The organism is Gammaproteobacteria bacterium (assembly GCA_021648145.1).
In the GTDB taxonomy this organism is placed as follows: Bacteria; Pseudomonadota; Gammaproteobacteria; order JAADGQ01; family JAADGQ01; genus S141-38.
Genome location: JAKITI010000010.1, coordinates 74522 through 101034 on the forward strand (window position 1 = coordinate 74522; position 26513 = coordinate 101034).

The window sequence follows — 26513 nt, forward strand, 5'->3', positions numbered from 1 at the left end:
TAAATTTATCGGCCAATATTTAATGTATTCATCAACAACTGCTTTGATGTATTCATCACTTCGATATTGTTTTGGTAAGATCTCGATGCGGAGATCATATTGGCCATCTGCTCAATGACGTTAACATTTGAAGAATAAACATAGCCCTCTTCATCGGCCAATGGATTATTCGGCTCAAAACGTTTCAATGCCTCAGCATTTGATTCAAGAATATTTGTCATTCTCACACCGACATTTTCATCATCAAACTCATTCATCATAGCTTCAAATACGGGCTCTTTTGCACGATAAACATCTTCAGCCTTACCGGCCGTATTGCCTGCATTGGCCAAGTTACTGGCCGTAATATTCAAGCGATGAGATTGAGCACTCATCCCCGAACCTGAAATATTAAAAATATTTAGAAGTGACATGATTATTCCCCTTTAAGAGCTCCTTTAAGGCCATTAATACGGCCATTCAAAAACGTGAGCGTTGCTTGGTAATTCAGTGCATTTTTAGAAAATTCAGCCTGCTCAATGTGCGTTTCAACCGTATTGCCATCCAATGAAGGCTGAGTCGGGACTCGATACATAAGATCCTCACTATTTGAGGTTGCTAACGCAGCACTTGAAACATGTCCGGAAGAGGTCGTTTTAAGTTGTATGGCTGTTTTTGATGCATCTTTCAGAGCACTGGCAAAATCCATATCCCGAGCTTTAAAGCCAGGTGTATCTGCATTTGCAAGATTGTTAGCCAAGATTTCAGCACGCCGTGAACGTAATACCAGCGTGTCAGCGTATTGTCCTAGAGCACTACTAATATTATTTGGCATCACCGTCTCCTGTTTAATTTGTGAATAAACAGAGCAAACATTGTGCCAGAACTTAGATTTTCATTAAAAACAGAGTGTTACCAATGATATTATGATTGGTTTGAAAACAGACGCGGCAATGGAATGCCGCTATGTGGCAATGAGAATATTATTGATTCATTTCAATAAACGTTTTTTTTATCACTTCAGCCTTATGGGTGCCAATATTTTCCACAACCATTATTGCGGCATTTTTAAAGAGAGCGGCTCCCCACTGATTTATTTCCGACTGAGACGCTTTAAGGTAACGATTCAGATCATCATCAGCCACCGAACGATACCCGTAGAGCATGCCCAACTGGATAGATTGCCGTGTCGGTAACATCAGTTTCATGCGCTGCTGTGTCAACTTTTTTTCCAGCTCCACTTCGGTCAGGTGATATTCAGGTGGCATTGCTTTATTTCTGTGGCGCTGAATAATAGCTCTTTGCATCATGATCATATCAACCTGCTCTTCCGTTAAATTCCTGGCCTCATCCATTTGGCGTATCCACTCCAGCCGCAGGGGTGATGCTTCACGCATCATCTTATCCCCCCTCAAGCTCATTTCATATTGAGCTTGCGGCATCAGTGTCGCCAGTTCCATGGCCATCATCTCCTGCACCAAAGGTGTTTTCAGCCAGGCTAACAACTCGGAAAATTGCTTGGCATCATAATTGGCTTCAAGAGAGTCGGTGAATATTTTTCGAATTTCAACGGCATCAAAAGCCTGAGCTATATTAGCCTCAAACTTTTCATATTTCTCCTTTTTCACCATAATATCTGTCTTGTCCGAGCTCTTTTTAGAGCCTGTCGAAGCGATGATTTCAAGCCTTTCATCCCAACCTGATTCACGGATAATCTCATCAATCATTTCTGTTTGACTATATGATTGTAGAATATTTTTTGAAGATAAATTTTGTACAGGCGTTTGCGAGCACCCTGCGATGAGCGCAACAACAACCAAAACACCGGTCACCAGGTGGCTAGACATAAACTGGCACTCCTTTCATCGACTCATCAGGATTACTGATTCGTCTCAAGAAACGTTTTTTCCATCACCGCAGCCATCTCCTCACCCATACTTTCGGCCCATTTCAATATAGAACCTTTAGCCAATTCAGTGCCCCAAAGACCAATTTCTGACTGGTGAAGATCAAAATAATCATTGAGTTTTTCATCATCCACAGAGCGGTACGAATAAACCATACTCAATTGCATATATTGCCGGGCAGGAAGCATGGATTGCATTCGCCCCTGCTCCAACATCTCTTCAAGTTGCGCTTCTGCCATGCGGTGTTCAGGGGGCATAATTTCATTCATATTACGTTGAATGGCTCCCGCTATAATCATCTGCATATCAACCATCATTTCCGTGGCACCTGTGGCTTCATCAAATTGGCGTACTAATTCAAGCCGCTCTGGTGATGCTTCGCGCATCAGTAAATCGCCTGTTTCCATCATCTCTTGGTGTGCTTCGGGTGTTTGAGATGCTAAGTCCAGAGCCTTCATTTCCTGTGCCAAAGGTGTTTTCAAAAGGGCTAAAAATTCAGGATATCGCTTGGCATCATAATGCTCATCAAGATAATCTTTAAATATTTTTCGAGTTTTAACTGGTTCGAATATCTGAATGAGATTAGCATTGAACTTCTCATAGTTCTCTATTTTTATCATGGGGGGCGGAGGCTGATTGGCACTCATTGATGTGATCATCGCAGGCATCTGCTCAATCATCTCATCCAGACCTGATTCAAGCATGATTTGATCAACGATCTCTTTTTGGCTGAGTGGCTCTGTGGTGCCTTTCGCATCAAGCGCATAACTTGCTTTCGCTTGTGAAGAGGTATGATGAGCGTGAGAAGATGAATTTTCAGTCGGGGTTTGAGCACACCCCGCGAGCATCACAGTAGCAATAAAAATTCCGCTAGATAGACGTTTCGACATGACAAAGAGACTCCTTAATGTGTTGTTATTATTTCCAAAATATTTTTAACTAGATTCGATCGGTGGTCAGAAGTTCAATCGCCAAATTGGATTCATCTGATAGCCCGAAAAATTCACGCTGAATTAAATCGGTATCCGCCCCATCAGGTAGAATCAGCAGGATTTTTCCTTTTAACTGATCATCATCGCGTGTTTCCCACATGGAGAGGAATTGATGTTGGGTAAATTTGCGATTTCCCCATGAAGGGTCACCCAATAAAACCGTGCCATTTTCACTGACTCCGCGTATCACTGAGAAGTGGTCATTATCACGATATTTCATATAGGCAATCGCGGGGACTTTAAGCTTTTTCAGCTCTTCAAAACCGAGCGCCAAGCCCATGCCTTTCATGCCATAGTCATTCACCGCTTCCGCTAAATCCTGAAAAGAGGCCGCGCCATCATCACCATGCTCATGCTTGATCAAGTCCAGCAACTCTTTTTCGGTGACATTCAAACCATAAAACCCATTCAGAATTGTCGCCGCCGATGCCGCTCCGCATGAATAATCCAAATCCTGTTTAACAATATGCTGATCCCGTAATTCTTTCCAGCTTTTAACCGAAACTTCGGTGCCGTAGGCATTGTTTGTTAACATCACATTGGCTGCGTTGGCGGTATTTATTGCCAGACTCATCAAGATCAACAGAACTGTTTGTTTAATATTTATTATCATTTTTTCAAATTAATCATGTTAAGTGCTTGGATAATCAAACATGACGCTCTAAATATTCTATTAGTGGATTGCTACTTTCTACCCTTTTTTTAACTTCTTTTTTGAATAGAATTACGTCATCCAAGAATAGTGGCATCCATAGTGGTTGCTTTCCTGTTGAGTAAACGACTCTAATGTATTTAAGGCCAATTATTCTTACAGGATTAATCTGGGTAATATTATTCCACTCAACAAAACGGGATCTCCCCCAGAAATCATAAGAACTAACTCCTTCTTTTGTGACTATAATTTTAAAATAACGAATCATTGCAAAAGTGCCAATGGCAGGTAAAATTGCACTAAAAAAATAAGCCTTAACATCCACATTTAAACCATCAGTAATCAATACCAATATCGTGTAAAATGCCAACCCGTGAATTAATAAAATGCCATAAGCCGCTCTAAATGTAATATCATCTTTCATATTATTGTTACCTCCTGAATTTGTATAATCGGAGCAACTAAATCCTACTACGACCAATATTTTTTAACTACATATCTATAAAAAAATATTATATATAGATTAATATGGTGTGGCTTTGTTCACGTTAGGGCTCACAAGTTCATCCCAACCTACGTGCTAATGGGTGATGCCGATTGTTTAAATTAACGTAATTTATTATCCTTGCGTTCAGTATCTTCTATTGTTTGTATAAATAAAGATATTATGGGTCTATTGCGCGGTAAGTGGTTATCCCCAGTAACAATGATTTTCCAAAGACGATATCTTCCCCTTCAAATGCAACATTTTCAGCCAGTGCCAATTCGGAAAAGCCCAGCAGTGCTGGGGTATTATTATCATTTGAAAAGCGGTGATTCACACCAAACCACAGATCCGTGGGGCGGGTGCTGGTTGTACTTGAAAACCCATCGACATTAAATTTACGACGATCTTCTGCGATGCCAGTGATGCGGCTGTATAGCTCAGTATCCAGTGTTAATCCGTAACGCACGCCAGCGGTCATGGCTAATATGTCTGAATTGGTTCGGGCATCACCCACATTTAATGGAATAGAAATTGATTGATTTTGACCGACTTGAATCAGCCCATAACGGGCATCCGATCTTTTTCGATCACTGTTGGAGTAGGTTAGATTGAAGTCAACACGCCAGCGGCGCTCTTCTGTGAGTAAATCTTCAATGGTCAGTGGCAGGTCTGCATAGGCCGTAGGAATCACCAGTGAACACAGTAGAAAAATTACTGCCTGGACTTTGAGCTTTGATATTCTGCATGTCATATTATCTTCTTGTTTTTATTATTCAACAAGTGTGTCAATATTTTTTACAGTTCAATGTAAACACACAAAAATTAAAATTGCAACACTTTAATTTGTTGCATCAGAGCTATACTAAATTAGCAGTGCCTATTTAAGTTCCTTCGATAATTTCAAATTATTCAGTGTTAATTCATAGGAACCCGTTTCATCTGAGTCACCGAACACAATCATACGAAATAATTCTCCACTAACAACGTCAAACTCTTTCCCACTTACATTATCAATAATTCGACTATCCCTATCCCTTATTATACCTATAGTAATTCCATTAATTAATGAATCTACTGTAACCATCGCCATCCCTGATTCTTGTGCTATCACATCAAAATGATCTATGTATTCCCCAGAATCTGACTGAAAATCATCTGAATCAAGCTCTCCCGAAATAGTATTTTCACCTGATGATGATGGTTTAATAGATTCCAGTGGGCAAGATTGACTGCTGTCATCTTTAAGCGTCAACTCCTCACCATTGATCTCTCCAACACAAAATTCTCCAATATCTGGACGATAAATTTCTATGGATAAAATATTATCAGGGTTATTATCAGTATGTGTTTGCAAAACTTCGCAGTATGGTAGTAATGCATTACTACCATCATCTAAGTCTGTATCTCCAGCTTTAACAATCAGGTCGTCTGGCCTAATACCTGTTGCCTCAGCTTTACTATCACTGTTTATTGCTACGACGCGAACCCCCGTATTATTATCTATAGATGCGAATCTTCCAAAGATTCCGATTGAGGGAACATCTTCACCCAAGATCATTTTTTCAACATTTATTCTCGCAATATCTAACGAAATTGCAGCTTTACGATTGTTATCCTCTAAACCCCCAAAATTAACACCAACAACTTTTCCTGTTTGCAGTTCAATAACAGCGCCACCGGAACTGCCTGGAGAGATTGCTGCATCATGAATAAATGCATCAACAGGGTGCAAGGGAAAACCAAATGGTTTTGGGTTTGTATTAATTATCCCTTCAAAGTAAGTATAGCTACCTTCACTATGGCTGCTTTGAGTATTTGCAGGAAAACCACCAGTTCCTATTTTTGTTCCAATCTGCGGAGTTCCTTGATACCACTCCAACCCTGCATAAGAAGAGGAATCAGCTTCTACGAGTTTTATTACGGCCAAATCAGCACATTCATTGGCAGCCACATGAGTTGCTAATCCTGTAAACCCGGAGCCAGATATTTCTAACGTGCTTACACCTGCGACTACATGGTTATTTGTAACGATATACCCCTCATCACCGATGAAAAAACCACTACCAAGATCTATAACTTCACCATCTTCGGCTATTTGTTGTATCTTTACAGACGCTTTTTCGAGATTAGCCTTTGATACCTCCTCATCAATACATGCACTCAAAAATAAAACAGGCACTACAGGTATGAGAAGAGAAAATAGATTTTTATTCATGTTCAGTCTCCACAAATATGACAAAGAAAAATTCAGTTATTGATGCTACCAGATTCATCAAAAAATACTCATAATTTTTATGAATAAAATAGTGGCAACTTATGGCTTGAATTCAAAAAATTTAAAAATCCTTCAGTATAATTTTACTCAACAACCCCTCTGAAGCCACTTCAACAAGGTCGAGAACCCGCTCGAATCCAGACTGCCCCCCATAGTAAGGGTCAGGAACTTCTTTTTCAGACAGATCGGGGGCATAGTCTAAAAACAGCTCTATTTTATTTTGATACTCAGATGGAGCGGCTTCGATTAAATTGTCCAGATTTTCTCTATCCATGGCCAGAATATAATCAAAGTATTCGAAGTCTCTCTCTTCGACTCGCCTAGCACGATAAGCACTGATATCTGCTTTACGTTTTGCTGAAGCCACCTGCGCTCTGCGATCAGGACTCTCTGCAATATGATATGCATGAGTGCCTGCTGAATCAATCTCAAGAGAGTTCGACAACCCATATTGATTAACCAATTTTTGAAACATACCTTCAGCCGTTGGTGAACGACATATATTTCCCATACAAACAAAAAGAACTTTAACCACTGAGGCCCCACTTAAAAACTATATAGATTGATTTATATGCCGATTATAATTAATACTTAATGAACGTGCACATGATATTATAAACAGATGAAAACAGTTTCGACACATCAACTTCGATCGTTGATTGGCACTCATATCAATTGGCAAGATCAAGAGCATGTTATTATTGAAGTGCTGGAAGATGAAGCTGCGTTAGTGCTCAAATCCACACAACAACCTGGAATTATTCAGCCTGATCAACATGGAGAGGCACATCGACGTGTTCCAAGTACGATCACGCTACCTGTTTACACCAATGCAGAAAAAACTGAATTAAGCTCTGAATTTATAGAGCTGAAATTAAATTATTGATTAGGAACAGTTACGAAATAATTTTCGTAACCGCTCCAGATCTTCTTCAGTATCCACACCATGGCCGGGATGTTCCTGCACTTCAGCCACATGTATCTTTTCACCTAACCATAACGCCCTAAGTTGTTCTAAAGACTCCATTTTTTCTAAAGGACAGGGTGCGCACCTCACAAATTTTTCTAAAAAACCCGCTCGATATGCATAAAGCCCGATATGCCTATAGTGCTCAGAGCGCTCAGGTAATACCTCAGTTGATATTGAAAAGGCATCTCTATCCCATGGAATGGACGCACGACTAAAATAGAGTGCATAGCCATCGTGATCCATAACAACTTTTACTACATGTGGATCAAACAACTCTGATGCACATTTGATCCGTTCACATAAGGTCGCAATACTGGCCTGATGATGAGTGGCAAGATTTTTCGCGACCTGGCGCACCAAACTTGCAGGCATCAATGGCTCATCCCCTTGCAAATTGACCACAATGTCATCGTTTGAAAACTTCAGGTTTCGAGCCACTTCTGATAAACGATCTGTACCAGAGTGGTGCTGATCAGAAGTCATCACAACATGGGCATCAAATCTTTGAGCCGCCAGGTAAACTCGCCTATCATCTGTAGCGATAATGACATCATCAGCGCCTGAAGCAATGGCTCGCTCATAAACATGCTGAATCATGCTTTTCCCTGCAATATCGAGTAGTGGCTTACCTGGCAGCCGCTGAGATGCATAACGTGCCGGAATAACAACTCGAAACCTCATTAAACTTCTTCATCAGCATCAAGTTGGCGCGCTTCGGTTTCTAGCATAACTGGAATATCATCCTGAATTGAGTAAGCAAGTCTGCATGCTTTGCACACCAGTTCATTCGCCTCTTTTTTATATAAAATTGGCCCTTTACATACAGGGCAAACGAGAATATCTAATAGTTTTTTATCCATGAGCTTTCTTATTCTTCAATACGTTTGTGAGTAAATGATTTAAATGTAGACTAAATTCATGCTTCATAAAAGCATTTACAGGTAAATACCAATAATTATCCTTTGCAAATTTTTGACATTTCATTGCATCTTTTTCTGTCATCAATATTGGTGAAGAGTGATTTTCAAATTCAAAGTCACTCTCCATAAAACTGTGATGATCGGGAAATGGATGTTCAACAATAGCCAACCCAAAGCTTTTTAAATACTTAAAAAAGCGTGACGGATAACCAATGCCAGCAACAGCATGTACTGTTTGACCCTTTAAAAAAGAGAGTGGATGTCGCACGATAGGGTCACTATTTTTTACAGCACACACTTCAACGCCATCAAGCCGCATTAAATGCTCACAACCTTTAACTGGCCCGCCATTATTTACAATTAAATCAACCTGTTTCAGGCGACTCTTAATTTCTCGTAGTGGCCCCGCCGGTAGACAAAAAGAATTTCCAAAACGACGTTCCCCATCCACAACAACAATTTCAATATCTCGTGCTAATGCGTAATGCTGCAAGCCATCATCACTGATAACAATATCACACTTATAATTGCCTAAAAGATATTCCACAGCCAAAGGACGGTTTCGATTGACAACAACAGGACATTGGCAACGGTGTGCAAGTAACCATGGTTCATCTCCAACAGCAGCAGGATCCGAGTGAACCGTAACAGCACGAGATTCGTGACTCTTCGTTCCTCCATAACCCCGACTGACAATACCGGGTGAATACCCTTGTTTTTTCAAATACTGGACAAGCCAGATAACCAGTGGTGTTTTACCTGTACCACCGACCGTAATATTTCCAACAATAATCACTGGAACAGGAAAGTGCGAGACCTTGAAAATCCCAGTGCGATACAAAGCACGGCGTATCGTTGATACCCCCCAAAAAATCAGTGATATGGGTAGTAATAACCAGAGAATCCAACTTTTGCTGTACCAAAGAGGGTTCACCGCATTATTTTGTTTGCTGCGTTGCAATTGAGATGTGTACCAATCCCAACTGGCGCGCCACATCCATCGCAGTGACTACGGATTGATGAGGTGTTTTAGCATCGGCAATAATTGTTAAATGTGAGCTTTTTCGATCACCTAATACTTTTGTTAAAGCTGACCTTAATGTTTTAACTTGCGTATTAATTACAAGTTGTTGATTTATATAGTATCGACCATCTTCACTGATTGTTATTTCAATAGATTGTTCATCCGTGGGCAATGTTGTCTCAGTGGCATCTGGAAGGTCAACAGAAATTTCAGTTTCTCGATTAAACGTTGTTGATACCATAAAAAATATTAGCAGTAAAAAAACAACATCAATCAATGGCGTTAAATTAATATCAAGTGATTTTCGACGGAACTGGCGCAGGTTCACCGTTGATTCTCCTCAATATCACGTTCGCCATGGAGAATTTCTACCATTTTGATCGACTCTTGCTCCATTGTACAAACCAACTCATCAACACGCCTTTGAAAATAGCGATGAAAAATCAGTGTGGGAATCGCTACAGTTAAACCAGCGGCAGTTGTAATCAACGCCTCTGAAATCCCTCCGGCCAGTACGGCTGGATTACCTGTACCTTGCTCTGTAATCGCTGTAAACACCTTGATCATACCAATCACCGTGCCAAGCAACCCTAACAGTGGTGTAATTGCCGCAATGGTACCCAATGTATTCAAAAAGCGCTCCATCTCAAGCACAACATGACGACCTGTATCTTCGATACTCTCCTTCATAACCTCACGGCTATGTTTAAGATTGGATAAGCCAGATGCTAAAACACGACCTAGCGGAGAAAGTATCCGTATTTCACTGATACGTCGCTCATGAAGCTGATCATCTTTCGCGAGCTTTAGAATTTGAGGTACTAACTCTTTGGGGCAAATGCGCTTCTTTTGTAATGCCCAGAAACGTTCACAAATGATGGCAAAAGCGATCACAGAGCAAAGTATGATTGGCACCATTAACCAACCGCCGGACTGGATGAGTTCAAACATATCTTATTTTGGCCTCGAGATTATTTACATAACATGAAAGAATAGATAATACTGGATTTTCTATTGCAACAACATCCCTATTTAACATGCCAGTAACGCTGTCCTGATTGACGATAAGTTTCCACGCTATTTTTTAGTTTTCCCGTCCTGAAGGTAACCGCACCATGTGAGGCAGAATCAAACATTTGAGCACCTAATATTTGATAACGCCCCACTACAGACTCTTTTGGAAAGCCCCACCGGTTTCTATAACCAACAGGAAAAACAACATATTCAGGATTAATTACATCAATAAACGACTGAGTTGATGAAGTTTTACTGCCATGATGTGGTGCAACCAATATGTGTGAGGGTAATTCAACCGCATAATACTTGACTAAGTAGGCTTCCGCTTTTTTTTCAATATCACCTGTAATCAGAATACGATACCCCCACTTATTTTCAATACGAAGCACACAAGAGCCATTATTGCCTGAAAATAGTGAATTTTTATCGGGATGAATTATTTGAAAGGAGACATCATCCCATTGCCATCGCTGCCCAGTTCGACAATGCTCTGTGTGATCATATGCGATCTCTTCTGGTGTGCTCGTTAAAATACGATGGGCTTGAAACTGATCTAATACAGAGTTTAACCCTCCAATATGATCATTATCACCATGGCTCACAATCAAGGTATCAATTTTCTCAACGCCCAGATTTTTCATAAAAGGGACAACAACAGCTTTACCCGTATCAAACCGCTGATTAAATCGAGGGCCAAAATCATACACAAGAGTATGGTTTTTAGTGCGCACAACCGCAGAAAGCCCCTGCCCTACATCAAGCACAGTAAACCATACTTCACCATTTTCAGGCGAAGCGGGCTTAACCAGAAAAATGGGCATTAACCATATGAGACCCAACCAGCGAGCGGGCGATCCCATAGGAATGAGTAACCATAAAATACCCACAATCCCAAGAAGAATACTCCATAAAGGAGGTTCATGCTGATTCCAAAGCATTGCATCAATAGAGGCAATATAAGCTAAAAATGGCCAGATCAAAGAGAGGGAAATATCCGCCAATTTAAGTAATACTTCCCCCGCAAAAGGAATCACAGCTACTGTGATGGTTCCTAGCAATGTTAATGGAACCGTGATTCCACTGACCCAGGGTACGGCTACAAAATTAGCTAAAGGTGAAAGCAGTGCCACCTTCTGGAATAACAGCAATAGCATTGGAGTCAGCCCCACACCCACAACCACATGAATGTAACCCCACTTTTGCCATACTCCAGGCTTTCCAATACGTCCATTCATAGCAAATAAAATAATGCCGACGGCTCCAAAAGAGAGCCAAAATCCAGCGGATAAAACAGAGTTTGGATCAAATAATAGTACGGCTAACAATGATAGTGATAACACCTCACTGGCTGCACGTTGGCGCTGCCAGATGACACACAGCATTACAACAAGAAGCATAATGAAGGCTCGTTGAGTAGGCACAGAAAATCCTGCAAGTGCTGCGTAACAAAAGGCTCCAATAATAGCCGCAGTGGCCGCAGCTTTGGGAGCAGGAAAGCGCAGAGACAAATAACCAAAATTCCCCCACAAATACCTGACAACAAAAAACAGGAGTGCCGATACCATTCCTACATGCAACCCAGATATCGCCATCAAATGATTTGTTCCTGTATCTGTGAACACTTGCCATTGTTCCTCTGAGATATGTTGGCGCTCACCAATAGCAAGCGCCATAACAATCCCTCTATACGGGCTATCACTCAGCACAGATAAAATAGAGTCTGCAAGATAGTAGCGAAATCGCTGCAAAGGGTAATCACTTACCTGGAATGTGATTCGCTGGTTTACAGAGCTCTCTCTGATATAGCCCCTGGCTCGTATCTCTTTCTGAAATAACCAGCGTTCGTAATCAAAGCCTCCCGGATTCATAAAACCATGCGGTCTTTTCAAACGAACAACAAAGCGCCACTGATCTCCTGGTTGAAGCTGTGGTGCGGTGTTGTACCAAGTGAGCAAAATTTTGCCAGACAGTGATTGTGATCGGTTTTGAAACATCAGATCAGTCACATCAAACTCAAACTGAGTGCTCCGTTCATGAACCTTTGGCAGTGATGAAATATATCCCTCAACAACAAGATTTTTACCTTCCAGTGACTCATTCAAGTGACTGGAAAATATCATGGTTGAGTACAATAATGCCCACAAAAAACCACAAAAAAAATATGAAACAACTCTCAAAATCGGTGGTATGATGAATATCACTGGAATGATCAAAAGCAACAGCCCACACCAAAGACTGTCAGGCAACTGATCAAGCTGCTGTAATAGTAAAATTCCTGATAAAAATGCGATCGTCCCTGAGCGCATACAAACACCTATAATTTTTTGTTATTCTAACGAAATAAATACTATACAGGCTTCTGATATAAAGAGAATATGCCAAGGAGAATAATTAAAAAGTATATGCCAAAACCCAAGGAGGTTCGAAAGCATAGATTTATAAAGCTGTTTGGTTCTCTTTTACATGATGCAAACCTTTGGCATTTAAACCGTCGCTCAGTCTCTGGTGCATTTGCCGTGGGCTTATTCTCAGCCTTTATTCCCGTTCCCGTTCAAATGTTATTAGCGGCTGCTATTGCTATCGTTGTCCGTGTTAATTTACCGATTGCGGTTGGTTTGGTATGGATTACTAATCCAGTCACGATACCTTTTATACTATTCCTAGCCTTTAAAATAGGCATATTGATCACAGGCTCATCTATCACTCCGATAGAGATAGAATTTACCATTGAAAGTTTTCAAAATGGGCTCGGTAACGTTTGGTTTCCAGTGTTGGTTGGGTGTATTATTTTAGCCATTGTCAGCTCTATAATCGGATATCTTTTGATCCACTTGGTATGGCGCATAAAAGTGATACAAGCATGGAATAAACGCCGTACCAAAGGAAAAAAACATCATTAGGACTTTTTTTCAGCCGCGAGTTTAACTGCATGAGCTAACTTTTCAGCTTGTATACAGACCTTATCATGATCACGTCCTTCCACCATCACTCGAATTAATGGCTCAGTACCTGATTCACGAAGTAAAATACGCCCAGTATCTGCAAGCTCAGCCTCAGCTATTTTTATAGCATCAGAAACCAATGGGTGTTGGCGAAAGTCAAATTTCTTATTGACCCTGACATTAATGAGTTTTTGTGGGTATTTTTTCATACCCGACTTGAGTTCATGAAGTGTTTTTCCTGTTTGCCTGACTTCATTCAAAACCTGCAGTGCTGCAATAAGCCCATCTCCAGTTGTTGAGCGATTCAGACAAATAATATGACCTGATGATTCGCCTCCTAAAACTCCCCCTTTTTTCTTGAGCATCTCCATAACATAACGATCACCTACATTGGCGCGTTCCAATTTTATACCGAGATTGGCAAGTGCATGCTCAAGCCCCAGATTACTCATTAAGGTTCCCACAACAACAGAGTTTTTTCCAAGCGAGTCACTCTTCAAAAAAGAGTTTGCAATAATAAAAAGTATTTCATCGCCATCAATGATTTCACCTTTGCCATCGACCATAATCAGACGATCACCATCACCGTCCAGAGCAATCCCTAAATCGGCTCGATGTGTTAAAACTGCTTTACTTAACGTATCAGGCTGAGTTGACCCACAATTTTCATTGATATTCAAACCATCAGGTTCAACACCAATTGCAATAACTTCTGCACCCAACTCCTCAAAAACAGCAGGAGCCACATGATAAGTCGCGCCATTAGCACAATCCAAAACAACTCTTAAACCATGGAGCCCTATTTTTGCCGGAATGGTACTTTTACAAAATTCGATATAACGACCAGCAGAATCTTCGATACGTTCAGCTTTACCCAGATGTGCTGAATCCACAGTTTTCATGATTTCATCTAATTGAGCTTCAATCTCTAGTTCAGTGCTATCAGGAAGTTTCTTTCCTTCAGCAGAGAAAAACTTAATACCATTATCAAAATATGGATTATGAGAAGCACTGATTACAATACCTGCTTGTGCACGGAAAGTACGTGTTAAATAGGCAACAGCCGGGGTAGGCATTGGCCCTAAAAGCAAGATATCGACACCCGCTGCAGACAACCCTGCTTCCAGAGCCGACTCAAACATGTAGCCTGATGTGCGTGTATCTTTTCCAATAACAACCTTGCTTGACTCACCTTTAGCTAAAACACGCCCTAAAGCCCAGCCAAGTTTTAGCATAAATTCTGCAGTAATGGGCTCTTCCCCTACTTTCCCACGGATACCATCCGTTCCAAAGTAACGTTTTTTCATTATTTTCCCCTACGCGTAAACGGTACGATTAATTGTAATAACTTTTTGTAATTATTTTGCTTGGAAACGAGCACGAAAATTGTTAATTAACCTCTTTAACAGCACTGCATACATGAACAGCATCAACAGTCTCTTTTACATCATGAGTTCTTATTATTGACGCACCTTGCCAGACAGCAAGCACAGCTAACGCAATACTGCCATGAAGCCTTTTTTCTACAGGGACATCAAGCAGCGTACCCAACATTGATTTACGAGACACACCGACAAGTATTGGAGCATCAAGATTTGAAAAGCTGGGCAAGTTCTTTAGTAATTTCAGATTATGTTCCAGTGTTTTTCCAAAACCAAAACCTGGGTCAATAATTATATTTTCACGTAAAATACCGGCATTAATACAAACCGCTAAACGTTGTTGAAAAAAATTTTTAATGTCGTCGACAACACTATGATATACTGGCTGTTTCTGCATCGTACCAGGCATACCTTGCATATGCATTAAACAGACAGGAACTTGCAATTGTGCTGCGACCTTTAAAGCCCCGGTAGCCTGTAGAGCTCGAACATCATTAATAATATCAGCACCAGCACTCACTGCCGCCTTCATCACTTCAGGCTTACTTGTATCAATAGAAACAGGAACCAGAGATTCTTTACGGATAGCTTCAATCACAGGAATGACCCGCTCAAGCTCTTCGTCAACAGAAACAGAGTTTGCATCAGGTCGAGTAGACTCTCCACCCACATCAATTATTGCCGCTCCATCGGCCTCCATAGATAAAGCATGCTCCAATTCTTGATCTAGCGAATTAAACTGACCACCGTCAGAAAATGAATCGGGGGTAACATTAAGAACCCCCATAACTTGGGGTAAATTCAGATCAAGCTGACGGCTTGTACGGGAAAAATTAAATACATGCCCTGCGTTAAACATTGCTTTTTCTTTTGATTTTTCAGGCTACTTCTGTTTGAAATAGCCCTTTAAATTATTGATAAAAAGATTAATGCTGCTCGGCAGGGCCACCAATATTTCCATCAGCAGGTTTATGCTTTGAATCATTCACTTCGCTAATCGTTTTTCCATCACCACTATCACTATTATTTGAAGAGTCGTCAGAGCTGTCCCAGTCCTTAGGAGGTGTTGGATTTTTTCCTTCCATAATTTCATCAATTTGACTGCTATCAATTGTTTCATATTTTAATAGACTTTCAGCCATTAAATGAAGCTTTTGAATATTATTTTTCAGGAGTTTTTCAGATCGTTCATAGTTTTCATCAGCAATACGTCGAACTTCCTGATCAATAATTATCGCTGTTTCATCAGAGACTGTTTTATGCTGGCTAACAGAACGTCCAAGAAAAATCTCCTCTTCCTCTTCGCCATAAGTTAACGGCCCTAATTTATCAGACAGCCCCCATTGAGTCACCATACGGCGTGCAATATCAGTCGCTCGCTGAATATCATTGCTGGCTCCAGTTGTAACAAAGTCTTCGCCAAAAATTAATTCCTCTGCAATACGCCCGCCAAACATAGTCGATATTTGGCTTTCCAGACGTTGCTTGCTCATACTATGTCGATCTTCTGTCGGCAAAAACATGGTGACACCAAGCGCTCGGCCACGAGGAATAATCGTCACTTTATGAACTGGATCATGAGAAGGAACCAACCGACCTACGATAGCATGCCCTGCTTCATGATAAGCGGTTAACTTTTTCTCTTCATCGCTCATCACCAATGAGCGACGTTCAGCACCCATCATGATTTTATCTTTTGCTTTCTCAAACGCATTCATATTCACTGTGCGCTCACCTTCTCGTGCCGCAAACAGAGCCGCTTCATTAACTAAGTTGGCAAGATCTGCACCAGAAAATCCAGGAGTACCTCGCGCCAAAATGCTGGGTTTTACATCATCATCAATTGGTGTTTTTCGCATATGAACTGTCAAGATTTTTTCACGACCACGTACATCAGGCAACGGCACAACAACTTGACGGTCAAAACGACCTGGACGTAACAATGCAGGATCTAAAACATCAGGTCTGTTTGTTGCTGCAATGACAATGACACCTTCATTACCTTCAAAACCATCCATCTCGACAAGCAATTGATTGAGTGTCTGTTCACGTTCATCATGCCCACCGCCTAAACCCGCACCACGATGGCGACCAACGGCATCAATCTCATCAATAAAAATAATGCATGGAGCATGTTTTTTCGCTTGTTCAAACATATCACGAACACGAGCAGCACCCACACCCACAAACATCTCAACAAAGTCAGAACCTGAAATAGTAAAAAAAGGAACTTTTGCTTCACCAGCAATGGCTCTGGCAAGTAACGTTTTACCTGTTCCTGGCGAGCCAACCATCAAAACACCTTGAGGAATTTTCCCCCCTAACTTTTGAAACTTTCCAGGGTCACGTAAAAATTCAACAAGCTCACTCACCTCATCTTTGGCTTCGTCAATGCCGGCAACATCCTGAAATGTTACTTTGACCTGATCTTCGCTTAACATACGTGCTTTACTGCGACCAAAAGACATCGCACCGCCACGGCCACCCCCTTGCATTTGGCGCATGAAAAATATCCATACACCGATCAACAACAACATTGGGAACCATGAGATAAAGATCTGCATCAACATGCTTTGGTTTTCTGCGGCTTGAGCTTTAATCTCAACCCCACCTTTAAGCAAATCACCGACCAAACCAGGGTCACCAGGGCTGTACGTCACAAACCGTTCACCTGTTTGAGTCAAGCCACTAATTTTACGGCCTTCAATCAAAACCTGAGCCACTTCCCCACGTTCAACACTATGGATGAATTGTGAATAAGGCATAGACTGTGTACTTTCCTGAGGTGGGCTAAAACTATTAAAAACCGCCATCAAAACAACAGCAATAACAACCCATAAAATTAAATTTTTTACCATTTCATTCACAATGCGCGCTCCACATCACTTAAATATTTTGACAACATAATATAGTATTGTGCCCGTTTTAGTCGACTTATTCACTCAGAAAATTACAGTTTGTAGTTCTTTGCCAAAAGATAGACCTCTCTCGAACGTGGCCTAGAAGATTTTGGCTTTCGAATCACAACTTTTTTAAATTTTATTCTTAAATTCTGCAATAACTCATCAAAACCGCTCCCTTGAAATACTTTGATCAGTAAATGGCCATTTTTAAAAGGAATATGATTTAAAAAATCGACCACCAGCTCTGATAAATGCATCGCACGCGGTTGATCAATCGCAGCAACCCCAGTTATATTGGGGGACATATCAGAAATAACAAGCCCAACTTGCGTATCACTCACGCATTTTAATAATTGATCCAGCGTCTCCTGCTCTCGAAAATCACCTTGAACGATATCAACATCAGGCAAATAATCCATAGGCAATATATCTGTCGCTATAATTCGACCCTGACCACTCAAGACATTAGAGACAACTTGTGTCCACCCACCCGGTGCCGCACCTAAATCAACGACCGTGATACCCGATTTCAATATAGAGTCTCGCTCATTAATTTCCAGCAATTTATAAGCTGCTCGAGACCGAAAACCATCTTTTTGCGCTTGCTTCACATAAGTGTCAGAAAAGTGTTCTTTTAGCCATTGCCCACTACTTTTACTACGTGCCATAACTAATCGTTATTCCCACTCTCTTGTACTTCTGAAATTTTTCTCAGAATTTTTTTTGTTCTAAAGATAACCCATAACATGGCACTCATGCTATAAATTCCGAGTAAAATAACCTGTAACACTCCGTCAAGGTTCAGGCCATCAAGTAATAACCAAAACAGTCCTGCAATAATAAATATAACAATAAGTTCCAACTTAACAGCATTTAAGGGACTTGCAGCAACACTGAAGCCTTTAGTTTTGCATGCTATACTTTCAGAACTTATTTTTTGAGGCAACATAAAGTAATTTAAATTAATGAAACAAATTAAAGAACAGCAAAAGCGCTATTTACGTGGCTTAGGCCATAAAATGAAACCCGTTGTTTTGCTTGGAAAATCAGGGTTCAATGATCAAGTTTTTGAAGAAATCACGTCTTCCTTGTCTCATCATGAACTTATAAAAGTTAAAATCAACGCTGAAGATCGTAATGAACGAAAAAAAATTACAAGTGAAATAATCAACCGTTCACAAGCACTACTCATTCAATCAGTCGGCAATGTTATTTTGATGTATAAAAGTAACCCCGATAACCCTCGTATTACTTTTCCATAAAATTTAAACACCGTATGAATTTCAAATCATACGGTGCTTTTTATCAAACATATTTAACCACTAAAATTTCATAAAAAACGGCACCACCAGGCGTGTTAACTTCAACTTCATCGCCCTCTTCTTTGCCAATTAGTGCACGGGCAATCGGCGAGCTTACAGAAACCTTATGTTCTTTGATATCAGCCTCATCCACGCCGACAATCTGGTATGTAATTTTTTCTTCTGTTTCATCATTAAGCAGCTCAACAGTTGTGCCAAACACAATTTTTCCTGCTGCATTCAGCGTCGTTACATCAATAATCTGAGCATTAGATAATTTACCTTCAATATCGGCAAGACGCCCTTCAATAAAGGATTGCTGTTCTTTTGCAGCGTGGTACTCTGCATTTTCTTTCAAGTCACCATGGGCGCGTGCTTCAGAGATCGCATTGATTACTTTAGGGCGCGCAGTATGTTTTAACTCATTGAGTTCTTCACGCAATTTTTCTGCGCCCTGAATGGTCATTGGCTCTTTATTCATGCCATGTCCTCTTTAAATTTAAGTTGTTCATGCAGATCTTGCAGACAGTTAACCTCATCAAGGTCACTGCTTTCAAGCGCTAAACAAGTCGCTTCTGCACATGAAATAGTTGTCATGTAATTAACCTTATGCTGGAGGGCTGCTCGTCTTATTTCAAAAGAGTCAGAAGCAGCTTGCTTTCCTTCTGTTGTGTTAATTACAAGCGAAATTTCTCCATTATTAATCATATCAACGATATGAGGCCGACCTTCACCTACTTTATGAACTTGTTCACAAACAATACCTTCAGCATTAATGACACGAACTGTACCACGCGTACCATAAAGTTTAAAACCTAGTTTTTCGAGATTACGAGCCACTTCAACAGCTTGAGTTTTATCAGCATCACGCACACTGATAAAAGCAGAACCCCCTTGAGGCAGGTCAACACTCGCGCCCAACTGTGATTTAGCAAACGCCTCGGCAAAAGTTTTACCGATTCCCATGACTTCGCCTGTCGATTTCATTTCAGGCCCTAAAGTTGGGTCAACATTTTGAAATTTGGCAAATGGAAAGACAGCCTCTTTAACGCAATAGTAGTCAGGAATTATTTCGTTATGAATATTTTGTTCAACTAAACTGGTGCCTGCCATGCAACGTGCCGCCACTTTAGCTAACGGCACACCCGTTGCTTTAGATACAAACGGCACAGTTCTTGACGCACGAGGGTTTACCTCCAGCACATAAACATCATCACCTTTCACAGCAAACTGTACATTCATCAAACCACGAACACCTAATGCAAACGCCATCTCTTTTGTTTGTTGACGAATTTGATCCTGAATTTTTTTACTCAAACTAAATGGTGGCAGTGAACAAGCAGAGTCACCCGAATGAACCCCAGCTTGCTCAATATGCTCAAGCACCCCACCAATAACTACATTTTCACCATCACAAATAGCATCAACATCAACTTCTTTTGCATCATTCAGAAAACGATCCAACAAAACAGGAGATTCATTAGATACGCGAACTGCTTCTGTCATATAGCGCCGCAAATCACTTTCGTTATAAACGATCTCCATGGCACGCCCTCCTAAAACATAGGATGGACGAACAACAAGTGGATAGCCAATTTCTTCAGCAAGAGAAACCGCCTCGTCTTCTGCACGCGCAGTTCGATTAGGAGGTTGCAATAACCCAAGCTTACTTATTAGCTGCTGAAAGCGTTCACGATCTTCCGCAAGATCAATCGCATCAGGAGTTGTGCCAATGATAGGGACACCTGCTGCCTGCAAATCCTCTGCAAGCTTCAATGGTGTTTGACCACCATATTGAACAATCACTCCTTTTGGTTTCTCAATTGCAACAATTTCGAGCACATCCTCCAAGGTCAGTGGCTCAAAATAGAGGCGATCCGATGTATCATAATCTGTGGAAACGGTCTCGGGATTACAATTCACCATAATCGTTTCATAACCATCTTCGCGCATTGCCAGTGCTGCATGCACACAACAATAGTCGAATTCAATACCTTGACCAATACGATTAGGGCCTCCGCCCAGCACCATGATTTTATCTCGCTGGCTTGGCTCTGCCTCACACTCCTCTTCATAGGTCGAATACATGTAGGCTGTATTGGTCGACATTTCAGCAGCGCACGTATCAACGCGCTTATAAACAGGTCTAACATTGTGTGAATGGCGTATTTTGCGAAACTCTTTTTCACCAATATCCAATAACGATGCGAGTCGACTATCAGCAAATCCTTTGCGCTTAAGCGCATAAATACGCTGCTTATTAAGTCCATCAATCCCGCCGCGCCGAACATCGTCCTCAGTTTTAACCAAGTCTTCGATTTGAGCTAAAAACCAAGGGTCAATACGAGACAGTTCATGCACACGCTCCAATGATGAACCCGCACGAAATGCATCAGCGACGTACCATAAGCGGTGTGCACCTGGCATGCTTAATTCAAAGCGAAATTTACTTTTAGCTTCTGTATCACGATCGGTTAATTTTTCGTTTAAACCATCCAGTCCGACTTCTAGTCCACGAATTGCTTTTTGCAGTGATTCCTGAAATGTTCTTCCCATCGCCATCACTTCACCCACAGACTTCATCTGAGTTGTTAAGCGTGGTTCAGCATCGGGAAATTTATCAAAATTGAAGCGAGGGATTTTGGTGACAACATAGTCGATAGATGGCTCAAAAGAAGCGGGTGTCGCGCCCCCAGTAATCTCATTTTTCAGCTCATCCAATGTATAACCCACAGCCAGTTTGGCGGCTACTTTTGCAATTGGAAATCCCGTTGCCTTAGAAGCTAGTGCAGAAGAGCGGGAAACACGAGGGTTCATTTCAATAATGATCACCTCGCCATTTTCTGGATTAATTGCAAACTGTACGTTAGAGCCGCCCGTATCAACACCAATTTTTCTTAATACCGCGAGCGATGCATCACGCAGGCGCTGATACTCTTTATCAGTTAATGTTTGTGCAGGTGCTACGGTAATAGAGTCGCCGGTATGCACCCCCATGGGGTCAAAATTTTCAATAGAGCAGATAATGATGCAATTATCTTTACAGTCACGCACCACCTCCATTTCAAACTCTTTCCAGCCCAATACAGAAACTTCAATAAGGAGTTTGTTGGTCGGAGAAAGATCCAGCCCGCGCTCACAAATCTCATCAAACTCACTGCGATTGTAAGCAACTCCACCACCGCTTCCACCCATCGTAAAAGAGGGACGAATAATTGCTGGAAAACCCACTTCTTCTAAAACTTTATGCGCCTCTTCCATAGAGTGTGCCACACCCGATTTTGGTGTATTCAGGCCGATCTGTTTCATCGCTTTACGAAAGCGATCACGATCCTCCGCCATATCAATGGCATCACTGCTGGCACCAATCATCTCTACGCTATATTTTGCAAGCACACCTTCACGAGCAAGATCCAAAGCACAGTTCAATGCGGTTTGACCACCCATTGTTGGCAACAGTGCATCAGGGCGCTCTTTAGCGATGATTTTTTCGACCGTCTGCCAGCGCACTGGTTCGATATAGGTCGCATCTGCCATTTCAGGGTCAGTCATAATCGTTGCGGGATTGGAATTCACCAGGATGACCCGATAGCCTTCTTCCTTCAATGCTTTACAAGCTTGAGCACCCGAATAATCAAATTCACACGCCTGACCAATCACAATCGGACCAGCGCCAATAATTAAAATACTTTTTATATCGGTACGTTTAGGCATATACAGACTCGAATTATGCGTTTGTTGTTCTCATAAGTTCAATAAAATGATCGAACAGATGTGCGGCATCATGAGGACCTGGGCTCGCTTCAGGGTGACCTTGAAAGCCAAAGGCCGGTTTCTCTTTATGGTGAATACCTTGCAAGGTTTGATCAAAAAGTGACCTATGCGTAGCATATAGATGCTCTGGCAGTGACGCTTCATCTACAGCAAAACCATGGTTTTGACTGGTAATCATGACACGCTTACTTTCAAGATCTTGCACTGGATGGTTGGCACCATGATGACCCTGTCTCATTTTGACAGTTTTAGCGCCACTCGCTAATGCCAATATTTGGTGACCAAGACAAATACCAAACAGCGGTATATTTTTTTCAAGCAACTGCTCCGTCGCTTGAATTGCATAACTGCACGGCTCCGGGTCTCCAGGGCCATTTGATAAAAACACCCCATCTGGCTGATATTTCAGAACATCGTCAGCGGATGTTTGCGCAGGAACTACAGTGACACGGCAGCCACGCTCAACGAGCATTCTAAGAATGTTTCGTTTAATACCAAAATCATAAGCAACGACATGAAAATTTTCATTTTCATTCGTTTTATATTGATTTTCAGTAAATGACCAGCAACCTTCACCCCAAGAATAAGCAGTTTTTGTTGAAACAACCTTGGCTAAATCCACGCCTTGTAAGCCAGAAAAATCACGTGCATATTTTAATGCAACCACTTCATCAATATTTTCCCCAGCAATAATACAGCCGCTCAGAGCCCCTTTTTCACGTAGTATTCGTGTCAGTTTTCGAGTATCAATCCCACAAATAGAAACAACATTATTAGTTCGAAGATATTCATCTAATGTTTGCTGTGAACGCCAACTACTGGGCAATAAAGGTAAGTCACGAATCACCAATCCGCTGGCAACGATATCACTCGACTCTTCATCATCGTCGTTTGCTCCGGTATTTCCAACATGTGGGTAAGTCAGGGTAACAATTTGCTTGCAGTAAGATGGGTCAGTCAGAATTTCCTGATAACCTGTCATAGAGGTATTGAAAACTACTTCTCCCGTAGCCTCCCCTGTCATACCAATAGATTCACCCCAAAATAAAGTCCCATCTTCAAGCATGAGTATCGCAGGTGTACGCAAAGTCCTCTCCATATTCTAAATGTACTAAAGACAGACGTAAAAAACGGGAGCGAACCTCATGGCTCCTCCCGTCTATAATTCTGATGCCTGCGCCAGATTGTACTTTACTCAGCATACACAGTTCAACTGTAAATAAACATGGTGCCCGGGGCCGGAATCGAACCGGCACGAGGTTTCCCTCGAGGGATTTTAAGTCCCTTGCGTCTACCAGTTTCGCCACCCGGGCTAATTTCTATTAAAATGTAAAACTGATATATATGGAGGCTGAGCCCGGAATCGAACCGAGGTCCACGGCTTTGCAGGCCGCTGCATAACCACTCTGCCACTCAGCCATGAAACTATTAAAACAAATTTTGGAGCGGGAAACGAGACTCGAACTCGCGACCCCAACCTTGGCAAGGTTGTGCTCTACCAACTGAGCTATTCCCGCATTAACTGTTTCAGCGTACTGAAACAGGCGCTCATTATAGAGTTTCAGGTTTCAGTGTCAACACTTTTTGTATTATCTTCAAAAAACAGTGGCCATGCTGCTTTAATATAGATCACCATTGACCATAAAGTCAGTGCTGCGGCAATGTATAACGCGATATAACCCAGCTCGCGAATAGGAAAAAACAAGATAGGATCATGATATAGCAGCATGATCAATGCAGTGATCTGGAATGTCGTTTTCCACTTGCCCAGTTGACTGACAGCAACAGCAGAACGCTGCCCTATTTCCGCCATCCACTCTCGCAATGCTGATATTGTTATTTCTCGCCCAATAATAATTGCCGCAGGAATAGCTAACCACGGTGTGGGATCTGCTTGCACAATTAACACCAGTGCAACTGCCACCATTAATTTATCTGCCACCGGATCGAGAAAAGCACCAAAGGCAGACGATTGATTTAATTTTCGTGCATAATAACCATCCAGCCAATCTGTAGCCGCAGCAATACTGAAAATCAGTGCACTTGCAAAGCTTGCCCATGAAACAGGCAGATAAAAAACTATCACAAAAACCGGAATAAGTGCAATGCGTGAAAATGTAAGTGCGGTCGCGACCGTCATCTTTTACGCCTCATGAAACTGTTCATAAATACGCTCGGCAAGCTGCTTACTGATTCCATGTACATTTGCCAAGTCCTCAACGCCCGCCCGGGCAACTTCTTGTAATCCACCAAACTGTTTCAGCAATATTTGACGGCGCTTAGCTCCAAGCCCTTGCACAGCCTCCAGTGGTGACGTAGTGCGCGCTTTTGCACGACGCTTACGATGCCCTGTAATTGCAAAGCGATGCGCCTCATCTCGAATCTGCTGAATCAAGTGTGAAGCCTTTGAATCGGAAGGCAGTATAATCGGCTTGCTCGTACTCGACAAGAAAAGCGACTCATTACCTGCAATACGTTCTGAACCTTTTGCAACACCCACCAAAATAAGGTCAGAAATTTGCAACTCTTCCAATACTTTTTCTGCCTCAGAAAGCTGGCCTTTACCACCATCTATAAAAAGAATATCAGGAATCTTTCCTTCTCCTTTTTTAAGGCGCGTATAACGCCGAGTCAACGCTTGATTCATTGCAGCATAATCATCACCTGGCGTAATACCTTCAATATTAAAACGACGATAATCTGACTTAAGAGGACCATTACTATCAAATACAACACAAGAAGCAACGGTAAGCTCCCCCTGAGTATGGCTGATATCAAAACACTCCATGCGCTGTGGCAAACTATCCATACCCAATACCTGCTGCAATGCCTCAAGGCGCTGCTGCATTCCCGCTTTATCTGCAAGCCGCTGCAGAACAGCATAGCGTGCATTCGTAATCGCCATAGCCAACCAACGCGCACGCGCCGATCGAACATTGTAACTCACCGTCACTTTATGCCCAGAACTTTCCGTCAGCACTTGCTCCAGTAGAACAGCATCACCCAGCAACTCACTTACAATAATTTCTTGGGGAACATCCTTACCTAAATAGTATTGCGGCAAAAAAGCAGTCAGCACACCACTTGCGTCAGAATCTTTTATATTACGAGGGAAAAAACTTTTACTCCCCAAGCTTCGCCCCCCTCGAATATAAAAGACCTGAACACAAGCAATACCGCCACGAACATCAACAGCAACCACATCAATATCACCACCATCACCATCACCGCTCACGTATTGTTTTTCCTGAACTTTACGCAGCGCAATAATCTGATCCCTATAAATAGCTGCTTTTTCGAAATTCAGAAAACTTGAAGCTGCATCCATTTTTAATACAAGCGTATCAATGACTTGTTGATTCCCCCCCTCAAGAAAGAGTGCCGCGTGATCAATATCCTGCCGATAATTCTCTTCACTAATTAATTTTGTGCACGGAGCCGTACAACGCTTGATTTGATATTGCAAACAAGGGCGAGAGCGATTAGCAAAAAAGCTATCTTCACACTGCCTGACATGAAAAATTTTCTGTAATAAATTCAGACTTTCTCGCACCGCACCCGCACTAGGGTAAGGGCCAAAATAGCGCCCTTTTTTATTTCTCGCCCCACGATGACTGGCGAGCCTTGGAAATTTATGATGACTGGAAAGATATATATACGGGTAACTTTTATCATCCCGCAGAAGGATGTTATAGCGTGGTAAAAGTGACTTAATCAGATTATTTTCAAGAATCAAAGCCTCATTTTCTGTATGAGTGACTGTCACCTCAATGCCATCAATATGCTTGACCAGTGCCTGTACTTTTGGTGCTAATCCAGAACGTAGAAAATAACTGGAAACTCGCTTCTTTAGGTTTTTTGCTTTTCCTACATAAATAACTTTGTCATTACAGTCCAGCATTTGATAAACACCAGGGCGACCCGTCAGGTGTTTTATAAACTCTTTAGCATCAAAACTGGAGTTGTTTTCTGAGCTCTCTTTCACGAA

The 26513-nt window shown here is 41.6% G+C and carries 28 protein-coding genes and 3 tRNA genes; 3 read left to right on the plus strand and 28 right to left on the minus strand.

The genetic code is table 11. The features are described 5' to 3' along the window. Positions 1–5: 5 nt before the first annotated feature. The 9 genes from flgC to L3J70_08020 all read right to left on the minus strand — a co-directional run bounded on the left by flgC (position 6) and on the right by L3J70_08020 (position 6803). Positions 6–413: a flagellar basal body rod protein FlgC gene (gene flgC, locus L3J70_07980; protein ID MCF6236293.1), complete on the minus strand. Its 408-nt coding sequence runs from the start codon at positions 411–413 to the stop codon at positions 6–8. A 2-nt stretch (positions 414–415) separates the two neighbouring features. Then, a complete protein-coding gene (gene flgB, locus L3J70_07985; GenBank protein MCF6236294.1) occupies positions 416–814 on the minus strand; it encodes a flagellar basal body rod protein FlgB in 399 nt (132 codons plus the stop codon). A 148-nt stretch (positions 815–962) separates the two neighbouring features. Next, positions 963–1826 carry a hypothetical protein gene (locus L3J70_07990; GenBank protein MCF6236295.1) on the minus strand — a complete coding sequence of 288 codons (864 nt, stop codon included), beginning with the start codon at positions 1824–1826 and terminating at the stop codon, positions 963–965. Between the two features lie 32 nt (positions 1827–1858). Beyond that, complete coding sequence (locus L3J70_07995) at positions 1859–2776, minus strand: hypothetical protein (protein MCF6236296.1); 918 nt, start codon at positions 2774–2776, stop codon at positions 1859–1861. Between the two features lie 49 nt (positions 2777–2825). Then, on the minus strand, positions 2826–3491 hold the full coding sequence (locus L3J70_08000) for a C39 family peptidase (GenBank protein MCF6236297.1): 666 nt from the start codon (positions 3489–3491) through the stop codon (positions 2826–2828). A gap of 34 nt (positions 3492–3525) precedes the next feature. Continuing rightward, complete coding sequence (locus L3J70_08005) at positions 3526–3954, minus strand: hypothetical protein (GenBank protein MCF6236298.1); 429 nt, start codon at positions 3952–3954, stop codon at positions 3526–3528. 241 nt (positions 3955–4195) lie between these two features. Next, complete coding sequence (locus L3J70_08010; GenBank protein ID MCF6236299.1) at positions 4196–4768, minus strand: hypothetical protein; 573 nt, start codon at positions 4766–4768, stop codon at positions 4196–4198. Between the two features lie 126 nt (positions 4769–4894). Next, the gene (locus L3J70_08015; GenBank protein ID MCF6236300.1) at positions 4895–6232 is read right to left on the minus strand and encodes a trypsin-like peptidase domain-containing protein; all 1338 of its coding nucleotides are present in this window, start codon (positions 6230–6232) and stop codon (positions 4895–4897) included. 121 nt (positions 6233–6353) lie between these two features. Beyond that, complete coding sequence (locus L3J70_08020; GenBank protein MCF6236301.1) at positions 6354–6803, minus strand: low molecular weight phosphotyrosine protein phosphatase; 450 nt, start codon at positions 6801–6803, stop codon at positions 6354–6356. A 111-nt stretch (positions 6804–6914) separates the two neighbouring features. Here L3J70_08020 and L3J70_08025 point away from each other — a divergent pair, with 111 nt between their 5' ends. Next, on the plus strand, positions 6915–7178 hold the full coding sequence (locus L3J70_08025) for a hypothetical protein (GenBank protein MCF6236302.1): 264 nt from the start codon (positions 6915–6917) through the stop codon (positions 7176–7178). Here the strand turns inward: L3J70_08025 and kdsB are convergent, their stop codons facing one another. From kdsB to L3J70_08055, 6 genes are all read right to left on the minus strand, one after another. Continuing rightward, positions 7179–7943, minus strand: coding sequence for a 3-deoxy-manno-octulosonate cytidylyltransferase (kdsB, locus tag L3J70_08030; GenBank protein ID MCF6236303.1), 765 nt, complete (start codon positions 7941–7943; stop codon positions 7179–7181). Continuing rightward, a complete protein-coding gene (locus L3J70_08035) occupies positions 7943–8122 on the minus strand; it encodes a Trm112 family protein (protein MCF6236304.1) in 180 nt (59 codons plus the stop codon). The genes kdsB and L3J70_08035 overlap by 1 nt, the downstream gene beginning before the upstream one ends. Then, positions 8115–9143: a tetraacyldisaccharide 4'-kinase gene (lpxK, locus tag L3J70_08040; protein MCF6236305.1), complete on the minus strand. Its 1029-nt coding sequence runs from the start codon at positions 9141–9143 to the stop codon at positions 8115–8117. Before lpxK ends, L3J70_08035 begins: the two co-directional genes overlap by 8 nt. Further along, positions 9121–9534: a biopolymer transporter ExbD gene (locus tag L3J70_08045; GenBank protein ID MCF6236306.1), complete on the minus strand. Its 414-nt coding sequence runs from the start codon at positions 9532–9534 to the stop codon at positions 9121–9123. The genes lpxK and L3J70_08045 overlap by 23 nt, the downstream gene beginning before the upstream one ends. Then, entirely contained in the window at positions 9531–10157 is a 627-nt protein-coding gene (locus tag L3J70_08050) for a MotA/TolQ/ExbB proton channel family protein (GenBank protein MCF6236307.1), read from the minus strand. The genes L3J70_08045 and L3J70_08050 overlap by 4 nt, the downstream gene beginning before the upstream one ends. Before the next feature lie 77 nt (positions 10158–10234). Further along, on the minus strand, positions 10235–12529 hold the full coding sequence (locus tag L3J70_08055) for a DNA internalization-related competence protein ComEC/Rec2 (GenBank protein ID MCF6236308.1): 2295 nt from the start codon (positions 12527–12529) through the stop codon (positions 10235–10237). Between the two features lie 69 nt (positions 12530–12598). Between L3J70_08055 and L3J70_08060 the strand changes: the two genes are divergently transcribed. Continuing rightward, positions 12599–13123, plus strand: a complete 525-nt coding sequence (locus tag L3J70_08060) for a DUF2062 domain-containing protein (GenBank protein MCF6236309.1) — start codon at positions 12599–12601, stop codon at positions 13121–13123. Here L3J70_08060 and glmM read toward each other — a convergent pair. From glmM to L3J70_08085, 5 genes are all read right to left on the minus strand, one after another. Beyond that, entirely contained in the window at positions 13120–14472 is a 1353-nt protein-coding gene (glmM, locus tag L3J70_08065; GenBank protein ID MCF6236310.1) for a phosphoglucosamine mutase, read from the minus strand. The two genes, L3J70_08060 and glmM, sit on opposite strands and share 4 nt — an antisense overlap. An 82-nt stretch (positions 14473–14554) precedes the next feature. Beyond that, on the minus strand, positions 14555–15406 hold the full coding sequence (gene folP / locus L3J70_08070) for a dihydropteroate synthase (GenBank protein MCF6236311.1): 852 nt from the start codon (positions 15404–15406) through the stop codon (positions 14555–14557). 67 nt (positions 15407–15473) lie between these two features. After that, positions 15474–17405, minus strand: a complete 1932-nt coding sequence (gene ftsH / locus L3J70_08075; GenBank protein ID MCF6236312.1) for an ATP-dependent zinc metalloprotease FtsH — start codon at positions 17403–17405, stop codon at positions 15474–15476. A gap of 92 nt (positions 17406–17497) precedes the next feature. Further along, positions 17498–18118, minus strand: a complete 621-nt coding sequence (gene rlmE / locus L3J70_08080; protein ID MCF6236313.1) for a 23S rRNA (uridine(2552)-2'-O)-methyltransferase RlmE — start codon at positions 18116–18118, stop codon at positions 17498–17500. 2 nt (positions 18119–18120) lie between these two features. Continuing rightward, positions 18121–18399, minus strand: coding sequence for a hypothetical protein (locus L3J70_08085; GenBank protein ID MCF6236314.1), 279 nt, complete (start codon positions 18397–18399; stop codon positions 18121–18123). Between the two features lie 16 nt (positions 18400–18415). On the opposite strand from L3J70_08085, the gene yhbY reads away from it, so the two are divergent. After that, entirely contained in the window at positions 18416–18712 is a 297-nt protein-coding gene (gene yhbY / locus L3J70_08090) for a ribosome assembly RNA-binding protein YhbY (protein ID MCF6236315.1), read from the plus strand. A gap of 43 nt (positions 18713–18755) precedes the next feature. Here yhbY and greA read toward each other — a convergent pair whose 3' ends face one another. The 8 genes from greA to uvrC all read right to left on the minus strand — a co-directional run bounded on the left by greA (position 18756) and on the right by uvrC (position 26510). Next, a complete protein-coding gene (gene greA / locus L3J70_08095; GenBank protein ID MCF6236316.1) occupies positions 18756–19232 on the minus strand; it encodes a transcription elongation factor GreA in 477 nt (158 codons plus the stop codon). Further along, positions 19229–22465 (minus strand): carbamoyl-phosphate synthase large subunit, encoded by a 3237-nt coding sequence (carB, locus tag L3J70_08100; GenBank protein MCF6236317.1) that lies wholly within the window; start codon positions 22463–22465, stop codon positions 19229–19231. The genes greA and carB overlap by 4 nt, the downstream gene beginning before the upstream one ends. Positions 22466–22478: 13 nt before the next feature. After that, positions 22479–23612, minus strand: a complete 1134-nt coding sequence (carA, locus tag L3J70_08105) for a glutamine-hydrolyzing carbamoyl-phosphate synthase small subunit (GenBank protein MCF6236318.1) — start codon at positions 23610–23612, stop codon at positions 22479–22481. 139 nt (positions 23613–23751) lie between these two features. Further along, a tRNA-Leu gene (locus tag L3J70_08110) sits at positions 23752–23838 on the minus strand. A 32-nt stretch (positions 23839–23870) separates the two neighbouring features. Further along, positions 23871–23944: transfer RNA gene (locus L3J70_08115), tRNA-Cys, on the minus strand. A gap of 22 nt (positions 23945–23966) precedes the next feature. Next, positions 23967–24042, minus strand: a tRNA-Gly gene (locus L3J70_08120). 44 nt (positions 24043–24086) lie between these two features. Next, on the minus strand, positions 24087–24665 hold the full coding sequence (pgsA, locus tag L3J70_08125; GenBank protein MCF6236319.1) for a CDP-diacylglycerol--glycerol-3-phosphate 3-phosphatidyltransferase: 579 nt from the start codon (positions 24663–24665) through the stop codon (positions 24087–24089). Between the two features lie 3 nt (positions 24666–24668). Continuing rightward, on the minus strand, positions 24669–26510 hold the full coding sequence (uvrC, locus tag L3J70_08130; GenBank protein ID MCF6236320.1) for an excinuclease ABC subunit UvrC: 1842 nt from the start codon (positions 26508–26510) through the stop codon (positions 24669–24671). Between the last annotated feature and the right edge of the window lie 3 nt (positions 26511–26513).

Coding starts and splice junctions, on each gene's coding strand:
- flgC (MCF6236293.1), bottom strand. CDS start 413: ATGTCACTTCTAAATATTTTTAATATTTCAGGTTCGGGGATGAGTGCT.
- flgB (MCF6236294.1), bottom strand. CDS start 814: ATGCCAAATAATATTAGTAGTGCTCTAGGACAATACGCTGACACGCTG.
- L3J70_07990 (MCF6236295.1), bottom strand. CDS start 1,826: ATGTCTAGCCACCTGGTGACCGGTGTTTTGGTTGTTGTTGCGCTCATC.
- L3J70_07995 (MCF6236296.1), bottom strand. CDS start 2,776: ATGTCGAAACGTCTATCTAGCGGAATTTTTATTGCTACTGTGATGCTC.
- L3J70_08000 (MCF6236297.1), bottom strand. CDS start 3,491: ATGATAATAAATATTAAACAAACAGTTCTGTTGATCTTGATGAGTCTG.
- L3J70_08005 (MCF6236298.1), bottom strand. CDS start 3,954: ATGAAAGATGATATTACATTTAGAGCGGCTTATGGCATTTTATTAATT.
- L3J70_08010 (MCF6236299.1), bottom strand. CDS start 4,768: ATGACATGCAGAATATCAAAGCTCAAAGTCCAGGCAGTAATTTTTCTA.
- L3J70_08015 (MCF6236300.1), bottom strand. CDS start 6,232: ATGAATAAAAATCTATTTTCTCTTCTCATACCTGTAGTGCCTGTTTTA.
- L3J70_08020 (MCF6236301.1), bottom strand. CDS start 6,803: ATGGGAAATATATGTCGTTCACCAACGGCTGAAGGTATGTTTCAAAAA.
- L3J70_08025 (MCF6236302.1), top strand. CDS start 6,915: ATGAAAACAGTTTCGACACATCAACTTCGATCGTTGATTGGCACTCAT.
- kdsB (MCF6236303.1), bottom strand. CDS start 7,943: ATGAGGTTTCGAGTTGTTATTCCGGCACGTTATGCATCTCAGCGGCTG.
- L3J70_08035 (MCF6236304.1), bottom strand. CDS start 8,122: ATGGATAAAAAACTATTAGATATTCTCGTTTGCCCTGTATGTAAAGGG.
- L3J70_08050 (MCF6236307.1), bottom strand. CDS start 10,157: ATGTTTGAACTCATCCAGTCCGGCGGTTGGTTAATGGTGCCAATCATA.
- L3J70_08055 (MCF6236308.1), bottom strand. CDS start 12,529: ATGCGCTCAGGGACGATCGCATTTTTATCAGGAATTTTACTATTACAG.
- L3J70_08060 (MCF6236309.1), top strand. CDS start 12,599: ATGCCAAGGAGAATAATTAAAAAGTATATGCCAAAACCCAAGGAGGTT.
- glmM (MCF6236310.1), bottom strand. CDS start 14,472: ATGAAAAAACGTTACTTTGGAACGGATGGTATCCGTGGGAAAGTAGGG.
- folP (MCF6236311.1), bottom strand. CDS start 15,406: ATGTTTAACGCAGGGCATGTATTTAATTTTTCCCGTACAAGCCGTCAG.
- ftsH (MCF6236312.1), bottom strand. CDS start 17,405: ATGGTAAAAAATTTAATTTTATGGGTTGTTATTGCTGTTGTTTTGATG.
- rlmE (MCF6236313.1), bottom strand. CDS start 18,118: ATGGCACGTAGTAAAAGTAGTGGGCAATGGCTAAAAGAACACTTTTCT.
- L3J70_08085 (MCF6236314.1), bottom strand. CDS start 18,399: ATGTTGCCTCAAAAAATAAGTTCTGAAAGTATAGCATGCAAAACTAAA.
- yhbY (MCF6236315.1), top strand. CDS start 18,416: ATGAAACAAATTAAAGAACAGCAAAAGCGCTATTTACGTGGCTTAGGC.
- greA (MCF6236316.1), bottom strand. CDS start 19,232: ATGAATAAAGAGCCAATGACCATTCAGGGCGCAGAAAAATTGCGTGAA.
- carB (MCF6236317.1), bottom strand. CDS start 22,465: ATGCCTAAACGTACCGATATAAAAAGTATTTTAATTATTGGCGCTGGT.
- pgsA (MCF6236319.1), bottom strand. CDS start 24,665: ATGACGGTCGCGACCGCACTTACATTTTCACGCATTGCACTTATTCCG.